This window comes from Streptomyces sp. NPDC050416 (genome assembly GCF_044458845.1).
In the GTDB taxonomy this organism is placed as follows: domain Bacteria; phylum Actinomycetota; class Actinomycetes; order Streptomycetales; family Streptomycetaceae; genus Streptomyces.
Genome location: NZ_JBITII010000013.1, coordinates 204,261 through 226,055, shown reverse-complemented (window position 1 = coordinate 226,055; position 21,795 = coordinate 204,261). Strand labels below are relative to the sequence as shown.

The 21,795-nt window shown below is 70.7% G+C and carries 17 protein-coding genes and 2 pseudogenes; 9 read left to right on the top strand and 10 right to left on the bottom strand.

Annotated elements, in window-relative coordinates:
* Positions 1-31 precede the first annotated feature (31 nt).
* Positions 32-1,264 (bottom strand): hypothetical protein, encoded by a 1,233-nt coding sequence (locus ACIBL4_RS34145; protein ID WP_399415648.1) that lies wholly within the window; start codon positions 1,262-1,264, stop codon positions 32-34.
* Between the two features lie 134 nt (positions 1,265-1,398).
* A complete protein-coding gene (locus ACIBL4_RS34140) occupies positions 1,399-2,517 on the bottom strand; it encodes an alpha/beta hydrolase (protein WP_399415688.1) in 1,119 nt (372 codons plus the stop codon).
* 240 nt (positions 2,518-2,757) lie between these two features.
* Between ACIBL4_RS34140 and ACIBL4_RS34135 the strand changes: the two genes are divergently transcribed.
* The 7 genes from ACIBL4_RS34135 (at position 2,758) to ACIBL4_RS34105 (ending at position 8,582) form a co-directional block, all read left to right on the top strand.
* Positions 2,758-4,602, top strand: a complete 1,845-nt coding sequence (locus ACIBL4_RS34135) for a phosphatidylglycerol lysyltransferase domain-containing protein (RefSeq protein ID WP_399415647.1) — start codon at positions 2,758-2,760, stop codon at positions 4,600-4,602.
* Between the two features lie 62 nt (positions 4,603-4,664).
* Complete coding sequence (gene folP / locus ACIBL4_RS34130; protein ID WP_399415646.1) at positions 4,665-5,546, top strand: dihydropteroate synthase; 882 nt, start codon at positions 4,665-4,667, stop codon at positions 5,544-5,546.
* Positions 5,543-6,049: a nuclear transport factor 2 family protein gene (locus ACIBL4_RS34125; protein WP_399415645.1), complete on the top strand. Its 507-nt coding sequence runs from the start codon at positions 5,543-5,545 to the stop codon at positions 6,047-6,049. Before folP ends, ACIBL4_RS34125 begins: the two co-directional genes overlap by 4 nt.
* A 237-nt stretch (positions 6,050-6,286) precedes the next feature.
* Positions 6,287-6,646, top strand: coding sequence for a dihydroneopterin aldolase (folB, locus tag ACIBL4_RS34120; protein ID WP_010044305.1), 360 nt, complete (start codon positions 6,287-6,289; stop codon positions 6,644-6,646).
* Complete coding sequence (folK, locus tag ACIBL4_RS34115; RefSeq protein WP_399415644.1) at positions 6,643-7,254, top strand: 2-amino-4-hydroxy-6-hydroxymethyldihydropteridine diphosphokinase; 612 nt, start codon at positions 6,643-6,645, stop codon at positions 7,252-7,254. The genes folB and folK overlap by 4 nt, the downstream gene beginning before the upstream one ends.
* A 59-nt stretch (positions 7,255-7,313) precedes the next feature.
* Positions 7,314-7,802, top strand: coding sequence for a DUF3180 domain-containing protein (locus ACIBL4_RS34110; protein WP_399415643.1), 489 nt, complete (start codon positions 7,314-7,316; stop codon positions 7,800-7,802).
* A gap of 426 nt (positions 7,803-8,228) precedes the next feature.
* On the top strand, positions 8,229-8,582 hold the full coding sequence (locus tag ACIBL4_RS34105; RefSeq protein ID WP_389885845.1) for a VOC family protein: 354 nt from the start codon (positions 8,229-8,231) through the stop codon (positions 8,580-8,582).
* A 33-nt stretch (positions 8,583-8,615) separates the two neighbouring features.
* Here ACIBL4_RS34105 and istB read toward each other — a convergent pair.
* From istB to dacB, 8 genes and pseudogenes are all read right to left on the bottom strand, one after another.
* Positions 8,616-9,412: pseudogene (istB, locus tag ACIBL4_RS34100) on the bottom strand (IS21-like element helper ATPase IstB).
* A pseudogene (istA, locus tag ACIBL4_RS34095) lies at positions 9,409-10,998 on the bottom strand (IS21 family transposase). The pseudogenes istB and istA overlap by 4 nt, the downstream one beginning before the upstream one ends.
* Positions 10,999-11,503: 505 nt before the next feature.
* Complete coding sequence (gene folE, locus ACIBL4_RS34090; protein ID WP_399415641.1) at positions 11,504-12,109, bottom strand: GTP cyclohydrolase I FolE; 606 nt, start codon at positions 12,107-12,109, stop codon at positions 11,504-11,506.
* Positions 12,110-12,235: 126 nt separating this feature from the next.
* Positions 12,236-14,275, bottom strand: coding sequence for an ATP-dependent zinc metalloprotease FtsH (gene ftsH / locus ACIBL4_RS34085; protein WP_399415640.1), 2,040 nt, complete (start codon positions 14,273-14,275; stop codon positions 12,236-12,238).
* A gap of 186 nt (positions 14,276-14,461) precedes the next feature.
* On the bottom strand, positions 14,462-15,022 hold the full coding sequence (gene hpt / locus ACIBL4_RS34080; RefSeq protein WP_020270244.1) for a hypoxanthine phosphoribosyltransferase: 561 nt from the start codon (positions 15,020-15,022) through the stop codon (positions 14,462-14,464).
* 60 nt (positions 15,023-15,082) lie between these two features.
* Complete coding sequence (gene tilS / locus ACIBL4_RS34075; RefSeq protein ID WP_399415637.1) at positions 15,083-16,120, bottom strand: tRNA lysidine(34) synthetase TilS; 1,038 nt, start codon at positions 16,118-16,120, stop codon at positions 15,083-15,085.
* Between the two features lie 196 nt (positions 16,121-16,316).
* Positions 16,317-17,444 carry a zinc-dependent metalloprotease gene (locus ACIBL4_RS34070; RefSeq protein WP_399415636.1) on the bottom strand — a complete coding sequence of 376 codons (1,128 nt, stop codon included), beginning with the start codon at positions 17,442-17,444 and terminating at the stop codon, positions 16,317-16,319.
* 252 nt (positions 17,445-17,696) lie between these two features.
* Entirely contained in the window at positions 17,697-19,274 is a 1,578-nt protein-coding gene (gene dacB / locus ACIBL4_RS34065; RefSeq protein WP_399415635.1) for a D-alanyl-D-alanine carboxypeptidase/D-alanyl-D-alanine-endopeptidase, read from the bottom strand.
* 79 nt (positions 19,275-19,353) lie between these two features.
* Between dacB and ACIBL4_RS34060 the strand changes: the two genes are divergently transcribed.
* Positions 19,354-19,845 (top strand): inorganic diphosphatase, encoded by a 492-nt coding sequence (locus ACIBL4_RS34060; RefSeq protein ID WP_003991985.1) that lies wholly within the window; start codon positions 19,354-19,356, stop codon positions 19,843-19,845.
* Positions 19,846-19,959: 114 nt separating this feature from the next.
* Complete coding sequence (locus ACIBL4_RS34055) at positions 19,960-21,657, top strand: threonine/serine exporter ThrE family protein (protein ID WP_399415634.1); 1,698 nt, start codon at positions 19,960-19,962, stop codon at positions 21,655-21,657.
* Positions 21,658-21,795 lie beyond the last annotated feature (138 nt).

Genomic DNA, 21,795 nt, shown 5'->3' with positions numbered 1-21,795 from the left:
TGAAGTGCCCTGTCAGGAATGAAGTGCTGTGTCAGGAAACCGCGCTCCGCAGCCCCTGCACATCGATCTGCTCCGTCTCGTCATGCGCCGTCAGGTCGATGACCTGGCCGATCCCGCGCGACTCCTCGTCGGCGGACTTGTACCCGGCCTCCGCCTCGGCCTTGTGCAGCGCGAGGGCCTCCTGGCCGACGACATCGGCCAGGTCCTCGTTCTGCACGGCCTCCAGGGCGGCCCGTGACGTCTCCTGCTTGGTGCCGAAGAAGTCGAACCCGCCTTCGGCCAGGGGGCGCCGCACCGGCGTCTGCGGTGCCACGGCCACGGCGGTCGGCACGGTGTAGTGCCCCGAGGAGGCAGGCTGCACAGGGCGCTCGGCCTCGGTCCCGGGGGCCGCGGAGGTGCCGGCCGCCGTGGAGGTCCCGGCGGCCGTGGAGGTCTCGGCGGCCGCCCGCTCGTGCCCGGCGACCGCCTCTGACTGCCCCTGCGGCTGGTCCTCCTCGGCGTCCTTCGTCTGCTCCCGCTGGTCGTCCTTCCGGTCGTCCCCCGCGGGCTCCGCGTCGTCGCCCTTCGGTACGCCGTCGCCGTCGCCGCCCCCGTCCGGGTCCGGGGCGGAGTCGCTGTCGAGCCGGGCGAGCGCCGCCGCGGCCCGCAGGAACAGCCGGGAGCCCTCCGGTGAGAACACGGCGGGAATCGCCGTCTGCTCGTCGACGGCGAGGCCCTCGGCTGCGGTGGTGGCAGCCGCCTCGTCCCCCTCCGCCGGAGCGTCCGTCGCCTGGACGGCCCCCGCGGGCAGCGCGGCCCGTACCGGAGCCGTCGCCTCGATCTCGAGCACGCGGCGTTCCTCCAGGACGCTCGCCCGCTCGGTCTCGGCGGTGGCGTACCGGCGCAGCAGAGAGGCGTGCTCGTTGCGCAGCCCGGCCAGTTCGGTGCGCTTGGCGCGCAGCCGCTGCTCCAGCTTGGCGCGCAGCTCGCGGGACTCCTCGAGGTCGGCCTCCAGTTCGGCGACCCGCTCCTCGAAGCGCCACTCGTCGCTCGCCCGCGCGCGCGTGAGGTCGGCGACGCGTTTGCCCGCCTGGATGTCCCAGCGGCGGAGCACGACCGCGCCGACGACCGCCGTCGCCGCGGCGGCCGCGGCCAGACCACGGAGCACCGTCGGCTCCGTGAACACCCAGGGCCCCAGGGCGCAGACGAGGGAGACGCCTGCGATCGCCGACGGGGGCAGCAGCCTGTGCAAGGGCGGGGAATGGCGGTGACGTCCACGTGGCATGGCCAGAAACTTACCGCGCGTAGGCGAATCTTGGTGAGCCACCCCGCAAAAACAAAGCCATGCGAAGCGTTCACACGGCATCGTTACCCGGGAAGAAGCGGAATCGGCCCTTCTTTCAATTCCCAAGATCGTTTTCAGCGGCCGTTCAGCCGCTCGCCGATCCACTCCAGCGTCGCCGGAATCTCGCGCCGCCAGGTGTTGAAGTTGTGCCCGCCGCTCTCCAGGATGATCGACGAGATCCGCGTCCGCCCGGTGGCCTCCACCCGCTCTATGAACCGCAGCGTGTCCTTGTAGTTGGACTCGCCGGACCTGCTGCTGGTGACGAGCAGTGAAGTGTCTGGAGCGGGCCTGTGCTTGAGGTACCACCACAGGTCGGCCCGATTCCGGAGCCCCTTGTCACCCTGGAAGAGATCTCCCGTGGTGGCGTCGATCGGCGCCTTGTAGTACGCGGACAAACCCGCCCCGGCGCCATACACACCGGGATGGTGCATGGCGATCTTCAAGGCACAGTAGCCGCCCGTCGAGTTGCCGATGATGCCGAGGCCGCCCGGCTTTTCGGCGACCCGGTAGTGCGTGCGCAACGCGTCGGGCAGATCCCTGGCGAAGAACGACTCGGTCTGCGGACCGCCCGGGACGTCCACGCACTCCGTGTCCCGGGGCGGCGCCACCGTCGGCCGCAGCATCACGAGGATCATCGGCCGCATCCGGCCCGCCCGGGCCAGTTCCAGTGCCGTGCGCGGGTAGTGGAGCTTCTCCACCAGCGCCGACGCCGTGCCCGGATAACCGGTCAGCACGACGGCCGCGGGGAACGTACGGGTGCGGTACCGCGGCTGGAAGTACTCCGGCGGCAGATAGACGTACGCGGGCGTGGCGATGTGCGTCGTACGGCCCACGATGTCGATCTGCTGGATCCGGCCGCCCGCCCGGGCACTCACCCCGGCCGCGCCCGGCACCCGGCGCGAGCCGACCACCCGCAACGGGCTGCCGTCCGGCGTGTGGTCGACGACCACGCCCTGGTCCTTCTCCTGCCCGAACAGGTCCGCCCAGCTCGCGTAGAAACCGAAGGACTGGTTGGCGGCGAGCCCCACCGCGGCGAACAGCGCCACCTGCGTGGCGAGCAGCAGGCCGATCCGCCCGCCGACGGCCCGCCAGCCGCGCCGGGCCAGGCGTGGCCACAGCCAGACCGTGCCGGCGAACAGCAGCACGGCGGACAGCACCGCCAGCACCAGCACTTTGTTGCTCGTGAGACCCAGACCCATCGGTGGTTACCTGTCCGCGCTTCCCGTCCGGGGCCGCCCTGCGCGCTCACACCTTCGCACGGGCTTGTCCCAGACTTTCCTTTGCCTTTGAAACGGCTTTGACGACGGGAGTGAACCTCTTCCCCCTGGACACCGTCCTAGAGGGCGCAATGTCGCCGGATGCCCGAATCGGCACCGGATCCAAGGTCTCTCGCAGAACTACGGGATGCGATGTCTGTCAGGACAGATGAGGAAATGTCGGGCGAGGTTCCGAGTCGTGGCAACGCCACGGCGGGAACCGGCCGGATGAGCCGCGTGCGCCACCTGCTGCGCGGACCACGCCCCGAGGCCGTCCCCCTCCTGGTCGGCAGAGCCTGCGCCCTGGTGGGCGCCTTGGACATCGCCGCGGGCGTCTTCCCGCGCTTCAGGCACAGCCGTATGCACGCCATCGCCGAGGTGCTGCCCGGCGCGCTCGGCCCGTTCGCGGCCGCCCTGTCCCTCAGCACCGGCGTGCTGTTGCTGCTGCTCGCCCACGGCCTCAAGCGCGGCAAGCGCCGGGCCTGGCGCGCGGCCGTGGCCCTGCTGCCGGCCGGTGCCGTCGCGCAGTTCACCTACCGGCACTCGATCGTGGGCGTGCTGATCTCCCTGGCCCTGCTGGCACCCCTGCTGCGCCACCGCGACCAGTTCGACGCCCTGCCCGACCCGCGCAGCCGCTGGCGGGCACTGGCCAACTTCGTCCTGATGAGCGCCGGTTCGCTCCTGCTGGGCCTGCTCATCGTCAGCGTCCACACCGAGCGCATGGTCGGCGACCCCAGTCTGGCCGACCGCATCACCCACGTCATCTACGGCCTGTTCGGCTTCGAGGGCCCGGTCGACTACCAGGGCAACACCTCCTGGACCGTCGCCTTCTCGCTCGGCGCCCTCGGCCTGCTCACCGCCGTCACCACCATCTACCTGGCCTTCCGGCCCGAACACCCGGCCGCACACCTCACCGAGGAGGACGAGGCCAAGCTGCGCGCCCTGCTGGAGCGGCACGGCGGCCGCGACTCCCTCGGCCACTTCGCGCTGCGCCGCGACAAGGCCGTCGTCTTCTCCCCCAGCGGCAAGGCGGCCGTGACGTACCGCGTGGTCTCCGGCGTGATGCTCGCCAGCGGCGACCCGATCGGCGACGTCGAGGCCTGGCCCGGCGCCATCGAACGGTTCATGGACGAGGCCAGGGCCCACTCCTGGACACCGGCCGTGATGGGCTGTTCCGAGACCGGCGGCGAGGTGTGGACCCGCGAGACCGGGCTCGACGCCCTCGAACTGGGCGACGAGGCGGTGGTGGACGTCGCGGATTTCTCCCTCGCCGGCCGCGCGATGCGCAACGTGCGCCAGATGGTCAAACGCATCGAGCGCGCCGGTTACGAGACCCGGGTACGACGTGTCCGTGACGTCGGCGAGGCCGAGCTGGAGCGCATCCGGCGCGCCGCCGACGACTGGCGCGGCACCGACACCGAGCGCGGCTTCTCCATGGCCCTGGGCCGCGTCGGCGACCCCGCCGACGGCGACTGCCTCATCGCCACCGCCCACAAGCAGGACGACCACCCCGGCCCCTACGGCGACCTGAAGGCGATCCTGCACTTCGTGCCCTGGGGCACCGACGGCGCCTCCCTCGACCTCATGCGCCGCGACCGCTCGGCCGACCCCGGCATGAACGAACTGCTCATCGTGGCCGCCCTCCAGGCCGCCCCGAAGCTCGGCATCGCGCGCGTCTCCCTCAACTTCGCCATGTTCCGCTCGGCGCTGGCCCGCGGCGAGAAGATCGGCGCCGGCCCGGTGCTGCGCGCCTGGCGCGGACTGCTCGTCTTCCTCTCCCGCTGGTTCCAGATCGAGTCGCTGTACAAGTTCAACGCGAAGTTCCAGCCGCGCTGGGAGCCCCGCTTCGTCGTCTACCGGGCCTCCGGAGACCTGCCCCGCATCGGCTTCGCCGCCATGCAGGCCGAGGGCTTCGTCAACCTGGCGCTGCCGCTGCCGCGGTTCCTGCGCCGCCGTCGCCCGGCCGGCCGCCGCCCCTGCGCCCACGGCACGACGACGGAACGGAGCGTCAGAGCGGCGTGACCTGTCGGGACAGAGCCGGGGCGCAGCGCCTGACGGCCGTCCCCTGGGCCTACGCTGAACATATGAGCAACCAGAGCGGACGCGGGCGCGTGGCGGGCCTACCGGAATGGGACCGCTGCGCGGTCATGGGAGTCGTGAACGTCACCCCCGACTCCTTCTCCGACGGCGGCCGCTTCTTCGACACCACGGCCGCCGTCAAACACGGCCTCGACCTCGTCACCGAGGGCGCGGACCTGGTCGACGTCGGCGGCGAGTCGACCCGCCCCGGCGCCACCCGGGTGGACGAGGCCGAGGAACTCCGGCGGGTCGTCCCCGTCGTCCGCGGCCTGGCCTCCGAGGGCGTCACCGTCTCGGTCGACACCATGCGCGCCTCCGTCGCCGAACGGGCCCTCGCGGCGGGCGCCGCCCTCGTCAACGACGTCAGCGGCGGCCTCGCCGACCCCCGCATGATCCCGGCCGTCGCCGACGCCGGTGCCCCGTTCGTCGTCATGCACTGGCGCGGCTTCCTCCAGGGCGGCAACGTCCGCGGCGAGTACGCCGACGTCGTCACCGAGGTCGTCGACGAACTCCACGCGCGCGTGGAGGCCGTCCTGGCGGGCGGCATCGCCCCCGACCGGGTCGTGGTCGACCCGGGCCTCGGCTTCTCCAAGGACGCCGAGCACGACCTCGCGCTCCTCGCGGGCCTCGACCGGGTCCTCGCCCTCGGCCACCCGCTGCTCGTCGCCGCCTCCCGCAAACGCTTCCTCGGCCGGGTCCTGGCCGGCCCGGACGGCCCGCCACCGCCCGCCCGCGAACGTGACGCCGCCACCGCCGCCGTCTCCGCGCTCGCGGCGCACGCCGGCGCGTGGGCGGTCCGCGTGCACGAGGTGCGCGCCACCGCGGACGCCGTACGCGTCGCCCGCGCCATCACGACGGCACGCACCGGCGCAGAAGGAACCCGGTGAGCGCCCCGCACACCGACGTCGAGCAGGTCGAGGCCGCCAACACCGCCTTCTACGAGGCACTGGAGCAGGGCGACTTCGAGGAACTGGCGTCGCTCTGGCTGACCCCCTCCGACCTGGGCGTCGACGAGACGTACCACGACCCGGCCGACACCGGCGTGGTCTCCTGCGTGCACCCCGGCTGGCCCGTGCTCACCGGACGCGGCGAGGTCCTCCGGTCGTACGCGCTGATCATGGCCAACACCGACTACATCCAGTTCTTCCTGACCGACGTGCACGTCTCCGTCACCGGCGACACCGCCCTGGTGACCTGCACGGAGAACATCCTCAGCGGCGGCCCCGCCCCCCAGGGCGAGGACGAGGAGCTCGGCCCGCTCGTCGGACAGCTCGTGGTCGCCACGAACGTGTTCCGGCGCACGCCCGCGGGGTGGAAACTCTGGTCGCACCACGCTTCCCCCGTTCTGGCCGAAACCGACGAGGACGAGCAGGACGAACCCCCCGCCTGAGTGGGTACGTGCCAGGAAGTGGTTGGAATCACGGACCCTCGGGTATGGGCGGCTACCAACCCGTGAGCAGCCGGGTTCCCCAGGGGAAACGCCGGGTGAATCCTGCCGGGTCCCGTCCGGGCCCACGCCCCCGAGGCCCGGCCCCGCCCGGGCTCGCAGGTAGATTCGACTGAGGCCGGTGTGCCGCCCGCACACGGCACGGACCGGCCGGCACCGACGATTGCAGGAGTGATTCGCGTGGATCGTGTCGCGCTGCGCGGCCTGAAGGCCCGCGGGCACCACGGTGTGTTCCCGAGGGAACGCGAGGAGGGCCAGACCTTCATCGTGGACCTCGTCCTCGGCCTGGACACCCGGCCGGCCGCGGCCGACGACGACCTGGCGAAGACCGTGCACTACGGCATCGTGGCCGAGGAGGTCGTGGCCGTCGTCCAGGGCGAGCCCGTCAACCTCATCGAGACGCTCGCCGAGCGCATCGCCCAGGTATGTCTGAAGCACGACGGGGTGCGGCAGGTCGAGGTATGCGTCCACAAGCCGGACGCCCCGATCACCGTCCCCTTCGACGACGTGACCGTCACGATCACCCGGAGCCGAGTATGACCGCGCCCTTCCTCAAGGGTCCCAGCGACCCGACCGTACAGCCGGTGCCCGCCTCCGTCGTCGAGAAGGTCGACGCCGCCGACACCACGCTCAGCAATCCGAAAATGGCCGTGGTCGCCCTCGGCTCCAACCTCGGCAACCGCCTGGAGACCCTCCAGGGCGCCATCGACGCCCTGGAGGACACCCCCGGCCTCCGCATCAAGGCCGTCTCCCCGGTCTACGAGACCGAGCCCTGGGGCGTGGACCCCGGCAGCCAGCCCGCCTACTTCAACGCGGTCGTGGTCCTCAAGACCACCCTCCCGCCCTCCTCGCTGCTGGAGCGCGCGCACGCGGTCGAGGAGGCCTTCCACCGCGTCCGGGACGAGCGCTGGGGCCCCCGCACCCTGGACGTCGACATCGTGTCCTACGCCGATGTCGTCTCCGACGACCCGCAGCTCACCCTCCCCCACCCCCGCGCCCACGAGCGCGCCTTCGTCCTGGCTCCCTGGCACGACCTGGACCCCGAGGCGCAGCTGCCCGGCCGCGGCCCCGTCGCCGGTCTGCTGGACTCCGTCACCCGCGAGGGCGTGGCGCCGCGCACCGACCTGGAACTCCGGCTGCCCGAGTAGCCGTTAAGGTCGAGACGGCTGTACAACCGGGCCCGAGCCGGGGGAACCGAAGGGACACTGTGAAAGAGCTGCGCATCAGGGTGCTGGTCGGCGTCTTCGTCGTGGCCGGAGTCCTGTCCTGGGCGGGCGCCCGCCTGTGGAACTCGATCGGCACGCTCCCCAGCGTCCCCCTGGCCGCCCCCATCGTCCTGGCCCTGATCGCCGTGGTCCTGCTGGCCACGGCGCTCTCGCTGCGCGCCCGCCTCAAGGCCCAGCGCGAGCGGCAGCCCGACGCCAAGGGCGTCGACCCCATGATGGCGGCCCGCGCGGTCGTCTTCGGCCAGGCCAGCGCCCTGGTCGCCGCCCTCGTCGCCGGCATGTACGGCGGCACCGGCGTCTTCCTACTGGAGTCCCTCGACATCCCCGCCCGCCGCGACCAGGCCATCTACGCCGGCCTCTCCGTCCTCGCGGGCATCGGCGTCATAGCGGCGGCCATCTTCCTGGAGCGCGTCTGCAAGCTCCCGGACGACGACGAACACGAGGGCACGGGCGCGGCCCCGACCGTGTGACGTCCCTGAGCTCACCAGGGCTGGCGGGCGACGTGCCCGTTGACCAGGAAGCCGGGGTGGGCGTCGAGACGGACCAGTTCTTGAGCCGGTACCCGTCGCCGTCCGCGTATCCGTCCAGAAAGCCCTCGAGTGTCTCCCTGTCCCGAAGGACAACCCGAGGGACCCTCTGCCGCATTGATGCCAGTCCCCGCCCACGTATTGCCTCACCAGGTCGGCCAGGTACGACGCGACCACAGGTACACGAAAGCCCGGGATCTGTCGCTTGGCTTTGTTCACTTCAAGCGGCAGCGTTTGTTCGTCGGTTCGGAAGGCAGCTGGTGGGTCGGCGGTGCCGTGGTTGTTCACGAGAAATGACGTCACTGCGCGGGACGGCCCGCCCCTCGACGGAGGACGGGTGGGCCGCCGGTCCTGTCTATGCTCAGACCCATGGCACTGGAATGGGAACAGATCATCGTCGACTCCGCCGACCCCGTCGCTCTCGGGCGCTGGTGGGCCGAGGCTCTCGGCTGGGTAGTGGTCGACGAATCCGAGGAGATCATCGAGATCCGGCCTGAGCCGGACCAGATGCCGGGACTGCTCTTCGTGCCTGTCCCCGAGGGCAAGACGTCGAAGAATCGGCTGCACCCCGACTTCCGCCCCAACGACCAGGAGGCCGAGGTCGCCCGGCTGCTCTCCCTCGGTGCCCGGCGCGCCGACACCGTGCAGGACGAGCAGCACTGGGTGACGCTCCTCGACCCGGAGGGCAACGAGTTCTGTGTCCTGAGCGAGCGGAAGAGCTGAGGGCGGCGGGCCGTCGGGTAGGAGCCTGCAGGGTCAGCCAGCCTCGGTGGGTGCCTCGGCTCGTGCCCGGGTGCTGGCGAGGCGGAAGGAGTCGGTGCCGGTCTCGATGATCGTGCCGTTGAAGGTCAGGCGGTCGACGATGGCCGCGCAGAGGCGGGGTGGGTGAAGGTCTTGGTCCAACCGCCGAAGGACTCGTTGGAGGCGATGGCGACGCTGTTCTTCTCCTCGCGCTCGGTCAGGACCTGGAAGAGCAGTTCGGCGCCATGCCGGTCGAGCTCCATGTATCCCAGCTCGTCAATGCAGAGCAGGTCGGCGCGTCCGTAGCGGGCGATGGTTTTGTTCAGCTGCTTTTCGTCGGCGGCCTCGACCAGTTCGTTGACCAGCTTCGTCGCCAGTGTGTAGCGGACCCGGTAGCCCTTCATCGCCGCCTCCGTCCCGAGGGCGATCAGCATGTGCGACTTGCCGGTGCCGGAGTCGCCGATCAGGCAGAGCGGCTGCCCCTTCTTGATCCACTCGCAGGAGGCGAGAGTGTGGATCGGGGCCGGGTCGATGTTCGGGTTGGCGTCGAAGTCGAAGGTCCGCAGCGACTTCTCCCGCGGGAAGCCGGCCGCCTTGATCCGCCGCTCCGAGCGGCGGCGGGCCCGGTCGTCACACTCGGCCATCAGCAGTTCGGCGAGGAAGCCGCGGTAGGTCATCTGGTCCTTCACCGCCCGGTCGGCGATGTCGGCGAACTCGTGGCGGATCGACGGCAGCCGCAGCATGCGGCAGGCGGTGTCGATGGCTGCGTCGGCGGCCTGCTCGGTCAAGCCTCGCTGGCGGGGCAGGGTCACTGGGCTTCTTGCTCTCGGTGAGCGCCGCCGCTGGCGCGACGGCGTCGGAGCAACTGGTCATAGGGGGTCACCGAGGGCAGCGGCCTGGTGTCCGGCGGCAGGTGTGCAAGACGCCACTCGTGCAGGAACGTCACGTTTCCCGGCGTCTGTCCCGAACCGGTGACGAGCGGCTCGTCCTCGGCCTGGGCAGCCTTGCGGGCCTCCAGCGCGACCGCGTCCGCGGTCAGGGCCCCGGCCCGCAGGGCGGCGGCCAGCCCGGCGACCAGGTGCTCGTGCGGGATGCGGCCCAGCAGCAGCACCTCGATCAGGGCCCGGGTGCCGTCCCGCTCGCCGTGGACCTTGCGGGCCTGGGCCCACCAGGCGTCGTGGACGGGGGTGAACTTGGCGGGCCTGTTCGAGGGCGGTGGCGCCGGGGAAGGCGCCCGGCTTGCGGATCAGGGCTTCGAGGTAGTGGTCCAGCTCCAGGCGGCAGCTGGCCTTGGCGATCAGCCGCTCATGGCCGGGCGACTTCCACGTTCTGGTCGTAAACTACCAGGTGAGAGGCGTGCAGCACGACCCGGACGCATTTGCCGATCAGGCGGACGGGCACCGAGTAGCGGTTGGTGCGGACGGTGATCTGGCTGTAGCGGTCGACCCTGGAACGGCTCATCCGGCAGCGGCATCAGCAGCGGCTGTTCGACGGCGAAGTACTCGTCGATCGTCCGCGGCCGCGAGCCGATCCGGCGCCGGCCGTCATGCAGGTCCCACTGCTCGACCATCTCGTTCAGCTCCTCCAGCAAGGAAACCTCCGGAACCGGCGTGAAGTGATTGCGGCGGAAGTAGCCGATCTGCCCCTCGACCCCGCCCTTCTCGTGGGCCCCGTCGATGCCCGGGCGGCAGTAGAAGCTCTCGATGCCGAAGTGCGACCGGAACGCGATCCACCGGTCGGTCTCCGTCCTCGCCCGGCTCAGCCCCAGCACCTGGGCGACGGCGGCCTTGAGGTTGTCATAGCGCACCCGACCCCGCGGGACACCGCCCAGCACCCGCAGCGCGTGCACGTGACCCTCGAAGAAGGCTTCCTGGCCGACAGAGGCGAACACCCGGTGGACCGCCTTGCCCGAATACGACAGGCGGAAGGAGAACAAGTAGCAGGTCACCAGCTCGCCGGCGAGCCGCACGGCCACGTCGCCGAAGTCGACCTTCGCCTCCATCCCCGGCGGGTGGGTCTGCGGGACAAACGCCTCAATGGGCGCCTTGCCCGCCTCCACAGCGATCTGCGGCTTCCGGTCAGTGACATAGCGCCTGACCATCGGATACGACACGTTCGCGCCGTGCTCGTCGACCAGCCGGTGGAAGACCCGCGTGACCGTGTGCCGCTGCTTGCGCGGCGCGTCCAGGTCAGCCCGCAAGATCTCGTCGATCATCGCCTTGTAGGGATCGAGCGCCGACGGCCGCGGCGGCAGCGGCTTGCGCGGCTCTGGCCACGCGGAGTTCAGGGCCTTGCGGACCGTCCGCCAGGCGACGTTGTACTTGCGCTCCAGCTCCCGCATCGTCATGTCGGCCCGGTGGTCCCGCCGGATCGCCGCGTACAGCTCGACCTTCGACATCTGCGGCATGACCGGGACCTTTCACCGGGAACACCCCCGATGCTGTCCTGGCAAGTACCCCAGCGCTGACAAAACTCGTGAACATCACCCAACCGTGGATCTGGGCGCCTCCCAAACCCATGTACAACTGCTGACGCAACTCGTGAACAAAGCCAGTCGCTGCAGGTAACCGGAAGGCCGTGTCACCGCTTGCGGCCGAGCGGGCAGCCCGGTGGCCGCCGTCAGACAGGCCGCATACCGGGAAGCGAAGCCCTCATCGTCACCTGATCGGTCACTACGTCCACGACCTCCCAGACCCGGAGAATCGTCACCTCCTTGACCGTCGTGGGGACCGTTCGCTCCCCTCCAAGGTCCACAGACGGCAGCCCACCTTGACGTTCCGCGCCCTGAGACGGCCACCGACGGCGTTCAGCGTCTTGCTCGGCAGGCCGTACCCCATCGCAACCCCCGACCAGCGATCAACCTCACTGATCAGGGACGATACAGAGCACCACTGACAATCCGGTCAGCGCGCCAGTATCAGGCTCATCGCCTCGGCCCGGGTCGTGGCATCCCGAAGCTGGCCGCGGACCGCCGATGTCGTGGTCTTGGCCCCCGGCTTGCGAATGCCGCGCACGGACATGCACATGTGCTCGGCCTCGATGACGACGATGGCGCCCCGCGCCTCAAGGATCTTCATGAGGGAGTCGGCGATCTGCGTGGTGAGTCGTTCCTGCACCTGCGGCCGCCGGGCGAACACCTCGACGAGACGCGCCAGCTTCGACAGGCCGGTGATCTTGCCAGTCTCGGCCGGGATGTACCCCACGTGGGCTACGCCGTGGAACGGCAGAAGATGATGCTCACAGAGGGAAACGATCTCGATGTCCTTGACCAGGACCATCTCATCGTGCCCCAGGTCGAACGTAGTCGTAAGGACATCCTCCGGCTCCTGCCGAAGCCCGGCCAGAAGCTCCCGATACGCCCGCGCCACCCGCGCCGGCGTCTCTCGAAGCCCCTCCCGGTCAGGGTCCTCGCCGACCGCGATCAGCAGCTCCCGTACGGCGTTCTCGGCCCGCTTCTCGTCGAACTCGCCGATATGGCCCTCGCCGTCCAGCGTCACGGGGTCGGTCATCTGGTGCCTCGTTCCTGTGTCCATCACGGGGCGGCCTGCACACATGGCGGAAAGCCGCGCCCCCCAGGCTAAAACCTGGGGGGCGCGGCATCCATTCCGGGCCGGTGGGGCCACCGGGAGAGCGGGTCAGCTCTCGGGGCGGTCCTCCGGGGCTCGCTCGGGCGCCGGGGCGGGCTCCGCCGCGGTGCTCTTCGCGGTGGTGATGGCCGGCGTCGCGCCGTTCGCCCCGTTCGTCAGGGCCAGCTCCTTGGGGGAGAGGACCGGCGGGCGGGTGGACGGCGTGCGGCGGGAGGAGCCGGTCCAGGCGGGCCTGGGCGGGCGCTTGACGATCGGGGCGAAGATCTCGGCGATCTCCTCCTTGCCCAGCGTCTCCTTCTCCAGCAGCTGCAGTACGAGGTTGTCGAGGACGTCGCGGTTCTCGACCAGGATCTCCCAGGCCTCGTTGTGCGCGGTCTCGATGAGCTTCTTGACCTCTTCGTCGACCAGCGCGGCGACCTCTTCCGAGTAGTCGCGCTGGTGAGACATCTCACGTCCGAGGAAGGGCTCGGTGTTGTCGCCACCGAACTTGATCGCGCCGAGACGCTCGGTCATGCCGTACTGCGTGACCATCGCCCGGGCCAGGCCCGTGGCCTTCTCGATGTCGTTGGCGGCACCCGTCGTCGGGTCGTGGAAGACGAGCTCCTCGGCCGCGCGACCGCCCAGCATGTAAGCCAGCTGGTCCAGCATCTCGTTGCGCGTGGTCGAGTACTTGTCCTCGTCCGGCAGCACCATCGTGTAGCCGAGGGCGCGGCCTCTCGACAGGATCGTGATCTTGTGGACGGGATCGGAGTTCGGCGAGGCCGCCGCGACCAGGGCGTGTCCGCCCTCGTGGTACGCGGTGATCTTCTTCTCCTTGTCCGACATGATCCGGGTCCGCTTCTGCGGGCCCGCGACCACACGGTCGATCGCCTCGTCCAGCATGTGGTTGTCGATCAGCTTCCGGTCGCTGCGGGCCGTCAGCAGGGCGGCCTCGTTCAGCACGTTGGCCAGATCGGCACCCGTCATACCGGGCGTACGGCGGGCGACGGCCGACAGGTCGACGTCCGGAGCGACCGGCTTGCCCTTCTGGTGAACCTTGAGGATCTCCAGACGGCCCTGCATGTCCGGGCGGTCGACGGCGATCTGCCGGTCGAAGCGGCCGGGACGCAGCAGCGCCGGGTCGAGGATGTCGGGCCGGTTCGTCGCGGCGATGAGGATCACGCCGCCCTTGACGTCGAAGCCGTCCATCTCGACGAGCAGCTGGTTCAGGGTCTGCTCGCGCTCGTCGTGACCACCGCCGAGGCCGGCGCCGCGGTGGCGGCCGACCGCGTCGATCTCGTCGACGAAGACGATCGCCGGTGCGTTCGCCTTGGCCTGCTCGAACAGGTCACGGACCCGGGAGGCACCGACACCGACGAACATCTCGACGAAGTCGGAACCGGAGATCGAGTAGAACGGCACCCCGGCCTCGCCCGCGACGGCACGCGCGAGCAGGGTCTTGCCGGTACCGGGCGGGCCGTACAGCAGCACGCCCTTGGGAATTTTGGCGCCGACGGCCTGGAACTTGGCCGGCTCCTGGAGGAACTCCTTGATCTCGTGGAGCTCCTCGACGGCCTCGTCCGAACCGGCGACGTCCGAGAACGTCGTCTTGGGGGTGTCCTTGGTGATGAGCTTCGCCTTGGACTTCCCGAAGTTCATGACTCGGGAGCCGCCGCCCTGCATCTGATTCATCAGGAACAGGAAGACGACGACGATGAGGACGAAGGGGAGCAGCGAGAGCAGGATCCCGACGAACGGGTTCTGCTTGGACGGCGAGACCGTGTAGCCGTCCGGGATCTGCTTGTCCTGGAACTTCGCCTGGAGCGTGTTGGCAATCGTCACGCCCTGGTCGCCGATGTAGCTCGCCTGGATCTTCGAGCTGCCCTCGATCTTTACGCCGTCCTTGAGCGAGGCCTTGATGGTCTGCTCGTCGCCGGTGGTCAGCTTGGCCGACTCGACCTTGTTGTCATTGATCGCCTGGACGACCTGGCCGGTGTCCACCGTCTTGTAGCCGCCGGACGAGCCGACGACCTGCATCAACACGACCACGGCAAGGACGGCCAGCACGATCCACATGACCGGCCCACGGAAGTATCGCTTCACGTCCATCCATACGGAGCGGTGCCGCCCCGTCCCTCCTGCCATAGTGAGTTTGATAAAGGCTGTTCTTCGGACGGTACCCCAGCATTGTCACCTGAAGCCGCGTGGGACGACTGGCGATCCGTCTACGCATGCTCCAACGGCGGGAAGCCCGCTGGGGTTCCCGATCACCGGTACGGCACCCCGGCCGGAATGTCAGCCGCCGTACACGTGGGGCGCGAGCGTACCGACGAACGGGAGGTTGCGGTACTTCTCGGCGTAGTCGAGCCCGTATCCGACGACGAATTCGTTGGGGATGTCGAAGCCGACCCATTCCACGTCGATGGCGACCTTCGCGGCCTCGGGCTTGCGCAGCAGCGTGCACACCTTCAGGGAGGCGGGCTCGCGCGAGCCGAGGTTGGAGATCAGCCAGGACAGGGTCAGGCCGGAGTCGATGATGTCCTCGACGATGAGGACGTGCTTGCCCTTGATGTCGGTGTCGAGGTCCTTGAGGATCCGCACCACACCGGAGGACTGGGTGCCCGCCCCGTACGAGGATACGGCCATCCAGTCCATGGTGAGGGGGGTGGACAGCGCCCGGGCGAGATCGGCCATGACCATCACCGCGCCCTTGAGGACGCCGACGATCAGCAGGTCCTTGCCCGCGTACTCCGCGTCGATCTTCGCGGCCAGTTCGGCCAGCTTGGCGTCGATCTCTTCCTTGGTGATGAGTACCTGCTGAAGGTCGGCACCCATGTCTTTCGCGTCCACCCGCATCACTTTCGGTCGTCCCTGACTGAGCGGCCCCTCCACCGAATGCTCGGAGGGGGACGTGATTCAGCCTTGCCGAATCACCAGTCTGCCACCCTGCCGCCGGGCCACGACCTTGCCGGGGAGGTTGATGGCACCCTGACCACGCCAGCCGGTGATCAACCGGTCGACTTCCTCGAGGTGCCGGGCGAACAGCGAACCGGCCGGGGCACCGGCTGCGATGGCGGCCCGGCGCAGCACTCGGCGGCGTACGGCGGGCGGCAGGGCGTAGAGCTTCGCGCACTCCAGTTGCCCGGCGGCGTCGCGGACGGTGGCCTCGGCCTGGGCGGCCCAGGAGTCGAGGGCGTCGGCGTCGTCGCGGGAGAGGTGGGCCGTACGGGCGAGGGCCTCGACGACGCCCTTGCCGAGGGCCTTCTCCAGGGCGGGCAGGCCCTCGTGGCGCAGCCGGGAGCGGGTGTAGGCCGGGTCGGCGTTGTGGGGGTCGTCCCAGACGGGCAGCGACTGGACCATGCAGGCCTTGCGGGCGGTCTGCCGGTCGAGTTCCAGGAAGGGCCGCCGGTAACGGCCGCCGGCCCCCGAGACCGCGGCCATTCCGGACAGGGAGCGGATCCCGGAGCCCCGGGCGAGGCCGAGCAGGACGGTTTCGGCCTGGTCGTCCCGGGTGTGGCCGAGCAGGACCGCGGCGGCGCCGTGGCATTCGGCGGCGGTGTCGAGTGCGGCGTAGCGGGCGTCGCGGGCGGCGGCTTCGGGTCCGCCCGCGCGGCCGACGGTCACGGCGACGGAGTCGACCGGGTCGAGGCCGAGTTCGCGCAGGCGCAGGACGACTTCCGCGGCCCGTACGTCGGAGCCGGGCTGGAGGCCGTGGTCGACGGTCACGCCGCCCGCTCTGATGCCGAGCTTGGGGGACTCGAAGGCGAGGGCGGAGGCGAGGGCCATGGAGTCGGCGCCGCCGGAGCATGCCACGAGCACGAGCGGCGGGGGCGGCGGCTCGTGCGAGAGGGCGTGCGGGAGTGCGGCGGTGGTGGTGCGGTGTTCGGTGAGGAGGTCGTGGAGGACGCGGCGGACCGCCAGGCGTATCGCCGCGACCGCAGGATGGGGACCCATGTCCGGTTCCCTTCATGAAGTTTTCGGGGGGTGAACCCGAGTGCCGGTCACGCAGAGTGTGTAAATGGTGACAGAATCGGGCCGTTCCCCGAGCATTGCACGCCTACCCCTGGCTCACGGTCCCTCGGACGGGTGATTGAAGGGGCGTTCGCCTGCCGTCGGCCCGTTTCCTTTCACGACCTTGCCACCGTGTTCACTACTCGGTCCTGCGGTGCACCCGCGCGATCCAGTCCGCCGGTTTGGCGATCTCCGTCTTGGTGGGGAGGGTGTTGGGCGAGGTCCACACGCGGTTGAAGCCGTCCATGCCGACCTCGTCGACGACGGCCCGTACGAAGCGTTCGCCGTCCCGGTACTGGCGGAGCTTGGCGTCCAGGCCGAGCAGCTTGCGCAGGGCCAGGTCCAGGCGGGAGGCGCCCTTGGCGCGGCGCTGCTGGAACTTCTCGCGGATCTCCCCGACGCTCGGTACGACGTCCGGTCCGACACCGTCCATCACGAAGTCGGCGTGGCCCTCCAGCAGGGACATCACGGCCGTGAGGCGGCCGAGGATCTCGCGCTGTGCGGGGGTCTGCACGATCTCGACGAGGGAGCGGCCCCCGTCGTCCTCCTCGGCCTCGGGACGGCCCCCGGCGAGGCTCTGTGCGGCCTCCCGTACGCGTTCCAGGACGGTCATGGGGTCGACGTCGGTCTCGCCCAGGAAGGACTGGATCTCGCCCTCGAGGTGGTCGCGCAGCCAGGGCACGGCCGTGAACTGCGTACGGTGCGTCTCCTCGTGCAGGCACACCCAGAGCCTGAAGTCGTGCGGATCGACGTCGAGTTCGCGCTCCACGTGCACGACGTTCGGGGCGACGAGCAGGAGCCGGCCGCCGCCGTTCTCCCCGGCCGGGAGCTGGCGCGTGGCCGGGGCGAAGGTCTCGTACTGGCCGAGGACGCGGGAGGCCAGGAAGGACAGGAGCATGCCCAGCTCCACGCCGGTGACCTTGCCGCCCACGGCGCTCATGACCGCGCCGCCGGGGGTGTTGCCGCGCCGGTCCTGCATCTTGTCGAGCAGGGGCTTCAGCAGTTCCCGGAAGCCGGCGACGTTCGCCCGGATCCAGCCCGGGCGGTCGACGACCAGGACGGGGGTGTCGTGGCCCTCCTCCGTGCCCAGACGAGTGAAGCCCCGGACGTGTCCCTCCGAGGCCTTGGCATGCCGGCGCAGCTCCGCGACGACGGCCCGGGCCTCGTCGCGGCTGACGTCGGGGCCCGGCCGTACGAGCCGGGTCGCGGTCGCGACCGCGAGGTTCCAGTCGACCATGCCGGTTGAAGCACCACCGATGCTCGTCATGCGTCAACCGTACGTGAGCGCTGGCCGCTGGGGCAGGGCGGCGAGGGTTGGGGGTCGCCGGGTTCGTTTCCCGGGTGCTCGGCGTTGTGGCCGGTGTGTGGGGTCGGCAGGGGCTGAGGTGTCTTGGCCGGTACTCGGCGTTGCCGGCCGTGCCCACCCGTTCCGCCCCAGCGGAACGACTGCCCACGGCAAGGCCGACCCGGACGGCCGCCCACGGCCGGGCGGGACCGGCTGCCGGCGGCCGCGCAGGTGCTACCGGCAGCCGCAGGCCGCCAGGGTCGTTGCCGCCTTGTCCAGGGCCTTCTGGGCCGCTGCCGGGTCGGTCGTGTCGTTGGCCATGAAGGAGAAGGCCAGCAGGCGGCCGTCCTGGTCGACGACCGTGCCCGCGAGGGTGTTCACGCCGGTCAGGGTGCCTGTCTTGGCGCGGACGACGCCGGCTGCGCCGTCCGCGTAGCGGGTGGTCAGGGTGCCGGTGAAGCCGGCCACGGGGAGGCCGGTGAGGGCCGGGCGGAGTTCGGGGTGGGCGGGGTCGGCCGCCTTGGCCAGGAGGGCTGTGAGGAGGCCGGCCGTCAGGCGGTCGGCGCGGTTCAGGCCGCTGCCGTCCTTGAAGGCGGCGCCCTTGAGGGGCAGACCGAGCTTGCGGAGCTGCGCGTTGATCGCCTGGTCGGCGCCGGCGAAGTCGGCCCGGTGGCCCGTGGCGATCGCCGTCTGGTGGGCGAGGGCCTCGGCGATGTCGTTGTCGCTGTTGGTCAGCATCCGTTCGACGAGGGCCGAGAGCGGGGGTGAGGACACCGTGGCCAGGGTCTTGGCGCGGGCCGTGGCCTTCGACGGGCCGGGGGCGGTGGTCTTGATGCCGCGGGACTTCAGGAGGTCCCCGAAGCGGCGGGCGGCGTCCGCGGCCGGGTCGGTCACGCGGGTGACCGGGCCACTGGCCGAGTCGTCCGTGCGGCCCTCGTCCACCATCAGGGGGCTGACGGGGGCGAGATTGGGGTTGACCCCGATCGGGTGTTTCTGGCTGCCCGCGTAGCGGGTCGTGTCGAAGGAGAGCGTCACGTCGCGGAGGCCGCGCTGGGCCAGGGCCGCGGCCGTCCGGTCGGCCAGGGTGCGCAGGCTCGCCGAGCCGTCGGAGGCCTCGCGGGCCGTGAGGGTGGGGTCGCCGCCGCCGACCAGGACGACTTCGTTCGTGTCGGATTCCAGCGCGGCGCGGGTGGTGAGGCGGTGGTCGGCGCCCATCGCGGACAGCGCGGCGACCGCCGTGGCGATCTTCGTGGTGGAGGCCGGGGTGAGCGCGGCGTCCGGGTTCGTGCCGTACAGGCGCCTGCCGGTCGTGACGTCCACGACGGCCGCTGCCGGCCGGGGGCCGAGCGCCGGGTCCTTCAGCAGGGGCGTGAGGGTCTTCGTCAGAGCCTTGCCGTCCGGGGCGGACTTCACGGTGCTGACGCCGCCGAGGCCGGTCAGCACGGGCCCGGCGCTGGGGGCCGGCCGGGGCTGCGCGGGCGCGCCGGGGGCCCGTCCGTGATCTGTGCCACCCGCGCGGCCCAGGGCCACGGCGCGGTCCCGCTCGGCCGTACGCTGACCCGAGGAGTCCCAGGGGCCGGCGGCTGTCACCACACCGGCGGCCAGTGCGAGGCCGGCGGTGGCGGCGCCCGCGGTGTACTGCCAGGTCTTCGGCGTGACCCGCGTGACCTGCGGTTTCCCGGTTCGGACGAGCCGCGCGACCCGCGGTTTCACGGCCGCGGCGGCCCTGGCCAGGCGCGGTCGCAGGGCCTTCGAGATCCGCACCACGTGCGGCCTCGCGGCCCGCCAAGGACGCAGCTCCGGCACGACCACCAGCCCCTTTCGCGATCACACACCTGCGTGAGGGACACTTAACCACCAGAACTATGTGTTGATCATGGAGGAGCCACCGGTGGAGTTCGACGTCACGATCGAGATTCCGAAGGGTTCGCGCAACAAGTACGAGGTGGACCACGAGACCGGTCGGATCCGCCTGGACCGGCGCCTCTTCACCTCGACCAGCTACCCGGCCGACTACGGCTTCGTCGAGAACACCCTCGGCGAGGACGGCGACCCGCTGGACGCGCTGGTCATCCTGGACGAGCCGACGTTCCCCGGCTGCCTCATCCAGTGCCGTGCGATCGGCATGTTCCGGATGACGGACGAGGCCGGCGGCGACGACAAGCTGCTGTGCGTGCCGGCGCACGACCCGCGTGTGGAGCACCTGCGGGACATCCACCACGTGTCGGAGTTCGACCGCCTGGAGATCCAGCACTTCTTCGAGGTCTACAAGGACCTTGAGCCCGGCAAGTCGGTCGAGGGCGCCAACTGGGTGGGCCGGACGGACGCCGAGGCCGAGATCGAGCGGTCCTACAAGCGCTTCAAGGAGCAGGGCGGTCACTGACCCCTTCTGATGCTCACGGGCCGTACGCCTGCGCGTGCGGCCCGTTCGCCTGTATGTGCGCATACTGAGGCTGGGGGTACTGAGGCTTACGTGTCGTACAGGGAGCGCCAGGCAGTGACGGACGCGGAGGACCGCAAGCCGAAGTCGGACGAGGCGAGGAGCTTGTTCCTGCCTCCGGCCGGGGCCGCCGTCGACGGGGACATGTCGACGACGTCGGAGTTCGCGATCCCCGATGGTCTCGCCGTGCCCAAGGTGACCGGTACGGAGTCCGAGGTGACGTCCGAGTTCGCCCTGCCGGAGGGACTGGACGTCTCGCAGGTGCCGGCGGCGGATCCGGAGGGGTCGGCGTTCACGCCGCCGAGCACGTACAGCGCGAATCAGGCCCCCATAGCGTTCACCCCGCCGAACGGGATCCCCAAGGTCAGCCTGACCAAGGACGTGCCCTGGCAGGACCGGATGCGCACCATGCTGCGCATGCCGGTGGCGGAGCGGCCGGCGCCGGAGCCGAGCCAGCGCGGCGGCGACGACTCGGGGCCGGCCGTGCCGCGCGTGCTCGACCTGACGCTGCGTATCGGCGAGTTGCTGCTGGCGGGCGGTGAGGGCGCCGAGGACGTGGAGGCGGCCATGTTCGCCGTGTGCCGGTCGTACGGCCTGGACCGCTGCGAGCCCAACGTCACCTTCACGCTGCTGGCGATCTCCTACCAGCCGTCCCTCGTCGACGACCCGGTCACGGCGTCGCGGACCGTGCGCCGCCGGGGTACCGACTACACGCGGCTGGCGGCCGTGTACCAGCTGGTGGACGACCTCAGCGACGACGAGACGGCGGTCTCCCTGGAGGAGGCCTACCGGCGGCTCGCCGAGATCCGCCGTAACCGGCACCCCTACCCCGGCTGGGCGCTGACCGGCGCGAGCGGGCTGCTGGCGGGTGCGGCCTCCGTGCTCGTCGGCGGTGATGTGATCGTGTTCGTCGCCGCCGCGCTGGGCGCGATGCTCGGCGACCGGCTGGCGTGGCTCTGCGCGGGGCGCGGGCTGCCGGAGTTCTACCAGTTCACGGTGGCCGCGACGCCGCCGGCCGCGATCGGGGTCGCGCTGACGCTCGGCCATGTGGACGTAAAGGCCTCCGCGGTCATCACCGGTGGGCTGTTCGCGCTGCTGCCCGGGCGGGCGCTGGTGGCCGGGGTGCAGGACGGGCTGACCGGCTTCTACATCACCGCGTCCGCGCGTCTGCTGGAGGTCCTGTACTTCTTCGTGGGCATCGTCGCGGGTGTGCTGATGGTGCTGTACTTCGGCGTGCAGCTGGGGGCCCGGCTGAACCCGGACGCGGCGCTCGGGGTCTCCGACGATCCGCTGGTGCTGATCGGCGCGTCGATGCTGTTGTCGCTGGCGTTCGCGGTGCTGCTTCAGCAGGAACGATCCACCGTGGTGTGGGTGACGCTGAACGGGGGTGTCGCGTGGGTCGTGTACGGCGCGATGCACTACGCCGGGGACATCTCGCCGGTGGCGTCCACGGCTGCGGCCGCCGGGCTGGTGGGCTTGTTCGGACAGCTGCTGTCCCGGTACCAGTTCGCGTCGGCTCTGCCGTACACGACCGCGGCGATCGGGCCGTTGCTGCCGGGTTCCGCGACGTACTTCGGGCTGCTGGCGATCGCGCAGAACGAGGTGGACGCGGGGCTGGTGTCCCTGTCCAAGGCGGTTGCTCTGGCCATGGCGATCGCCATCGGAGTGAATCTGGGGTCGGAGATCTCGCGGATGTTCCTGCGGATCGGCTCCGCGGAGAAGCGGCGGGCCGCCAAGCGGACCAGGGGTTTCTAGGGGGTGTCCGCAAAGTCCCGTCGTCCGCCCGGAGGGCGGGCCGCGCGGCGTCCGGTGCGTGCTTTGGGGGTCCCCCCGGCCGAAGGCTGGGGGAGTGCCGGGCGGACGCCCGCGTACTGGTTGAACGCGGGTGTTCGC

What these genes read in the sequence shown, in the direction of transcription:
- ACIBL4_RS34145 (WP_399415648.1), bottom strand. Translation starts at nt 1,264, where the DNA reads ATGCCACGTGGACGTCACCGCCATTCCCCGCCCTTGCACAGGCTGCTG.
- ACIBL4_RS34135 (WP_399415647.1), top strand. Translation starts at nt 2,758, where the DNA reads ATGTCGGGCGAGGTTCCGAGTCGTGGCAACGCCACGGCGGGAACCGGC.
- folP (WP_399415646.1), top strand. Translation starts at nt 4,665, where the DNA reads ATGAGCAACCAGAGCGGACGCGGGCGCGTGGCGGGCCTACCGGAATGG.
- folK (WP_399415644.1), top strand. Translation starts at nt 6,643, where the DNA reads ATGACCGCGCCCTTCCTCAAGGGTCCCAGCGACCCGACCGTACAGCCG.
- ACIBL4_RS34105 (WP_389885845.1), top strand. Translation starts at nt 8,229, where the DNA reads ATGGCACTGGAATGGGAACAGATCATCGTCGACTCCGCCGACCCCGTC.
- folE (WP_399415641.1), bottom strand. Translation starts at nt 12,109, where the DNA reads ATGACCGACCCCGTGACGCTGGACGGCGAGGGCCATATCGGCGAGTTC.
- ftsH (WP_399415640.1), bottom strand. Translation starts at nt 14,275, where the DNA reads ATGGACGTGAAGCGATACTTCCGTGGGCCGGTCATGTGGATCGTGCTG.
- hpt (WP_020270244.1), bottom strand. Translation starts at nt 15,022, where the DNA reads ATGCGGGTGGACGCGAAAGACATGGGTGCCGACCTTCAGCAGGTACTC.
- tilS (WP_399415637.1), bottom strand. Translation starts at nt 16,120, where the DNA reads ATGGGTCCCCATCCTGCGGTCGCGGCGATACGCCTGGCGGTCCGCCGC.
- ACIBL4_RS34070 (WP_399415636.1), bottom strand. Translation starts at nt 17,444, where the DNA reads ATGACGAGCATCGGTGGTGCTTCAACCGGCATGGTCGACTGGAACCTC.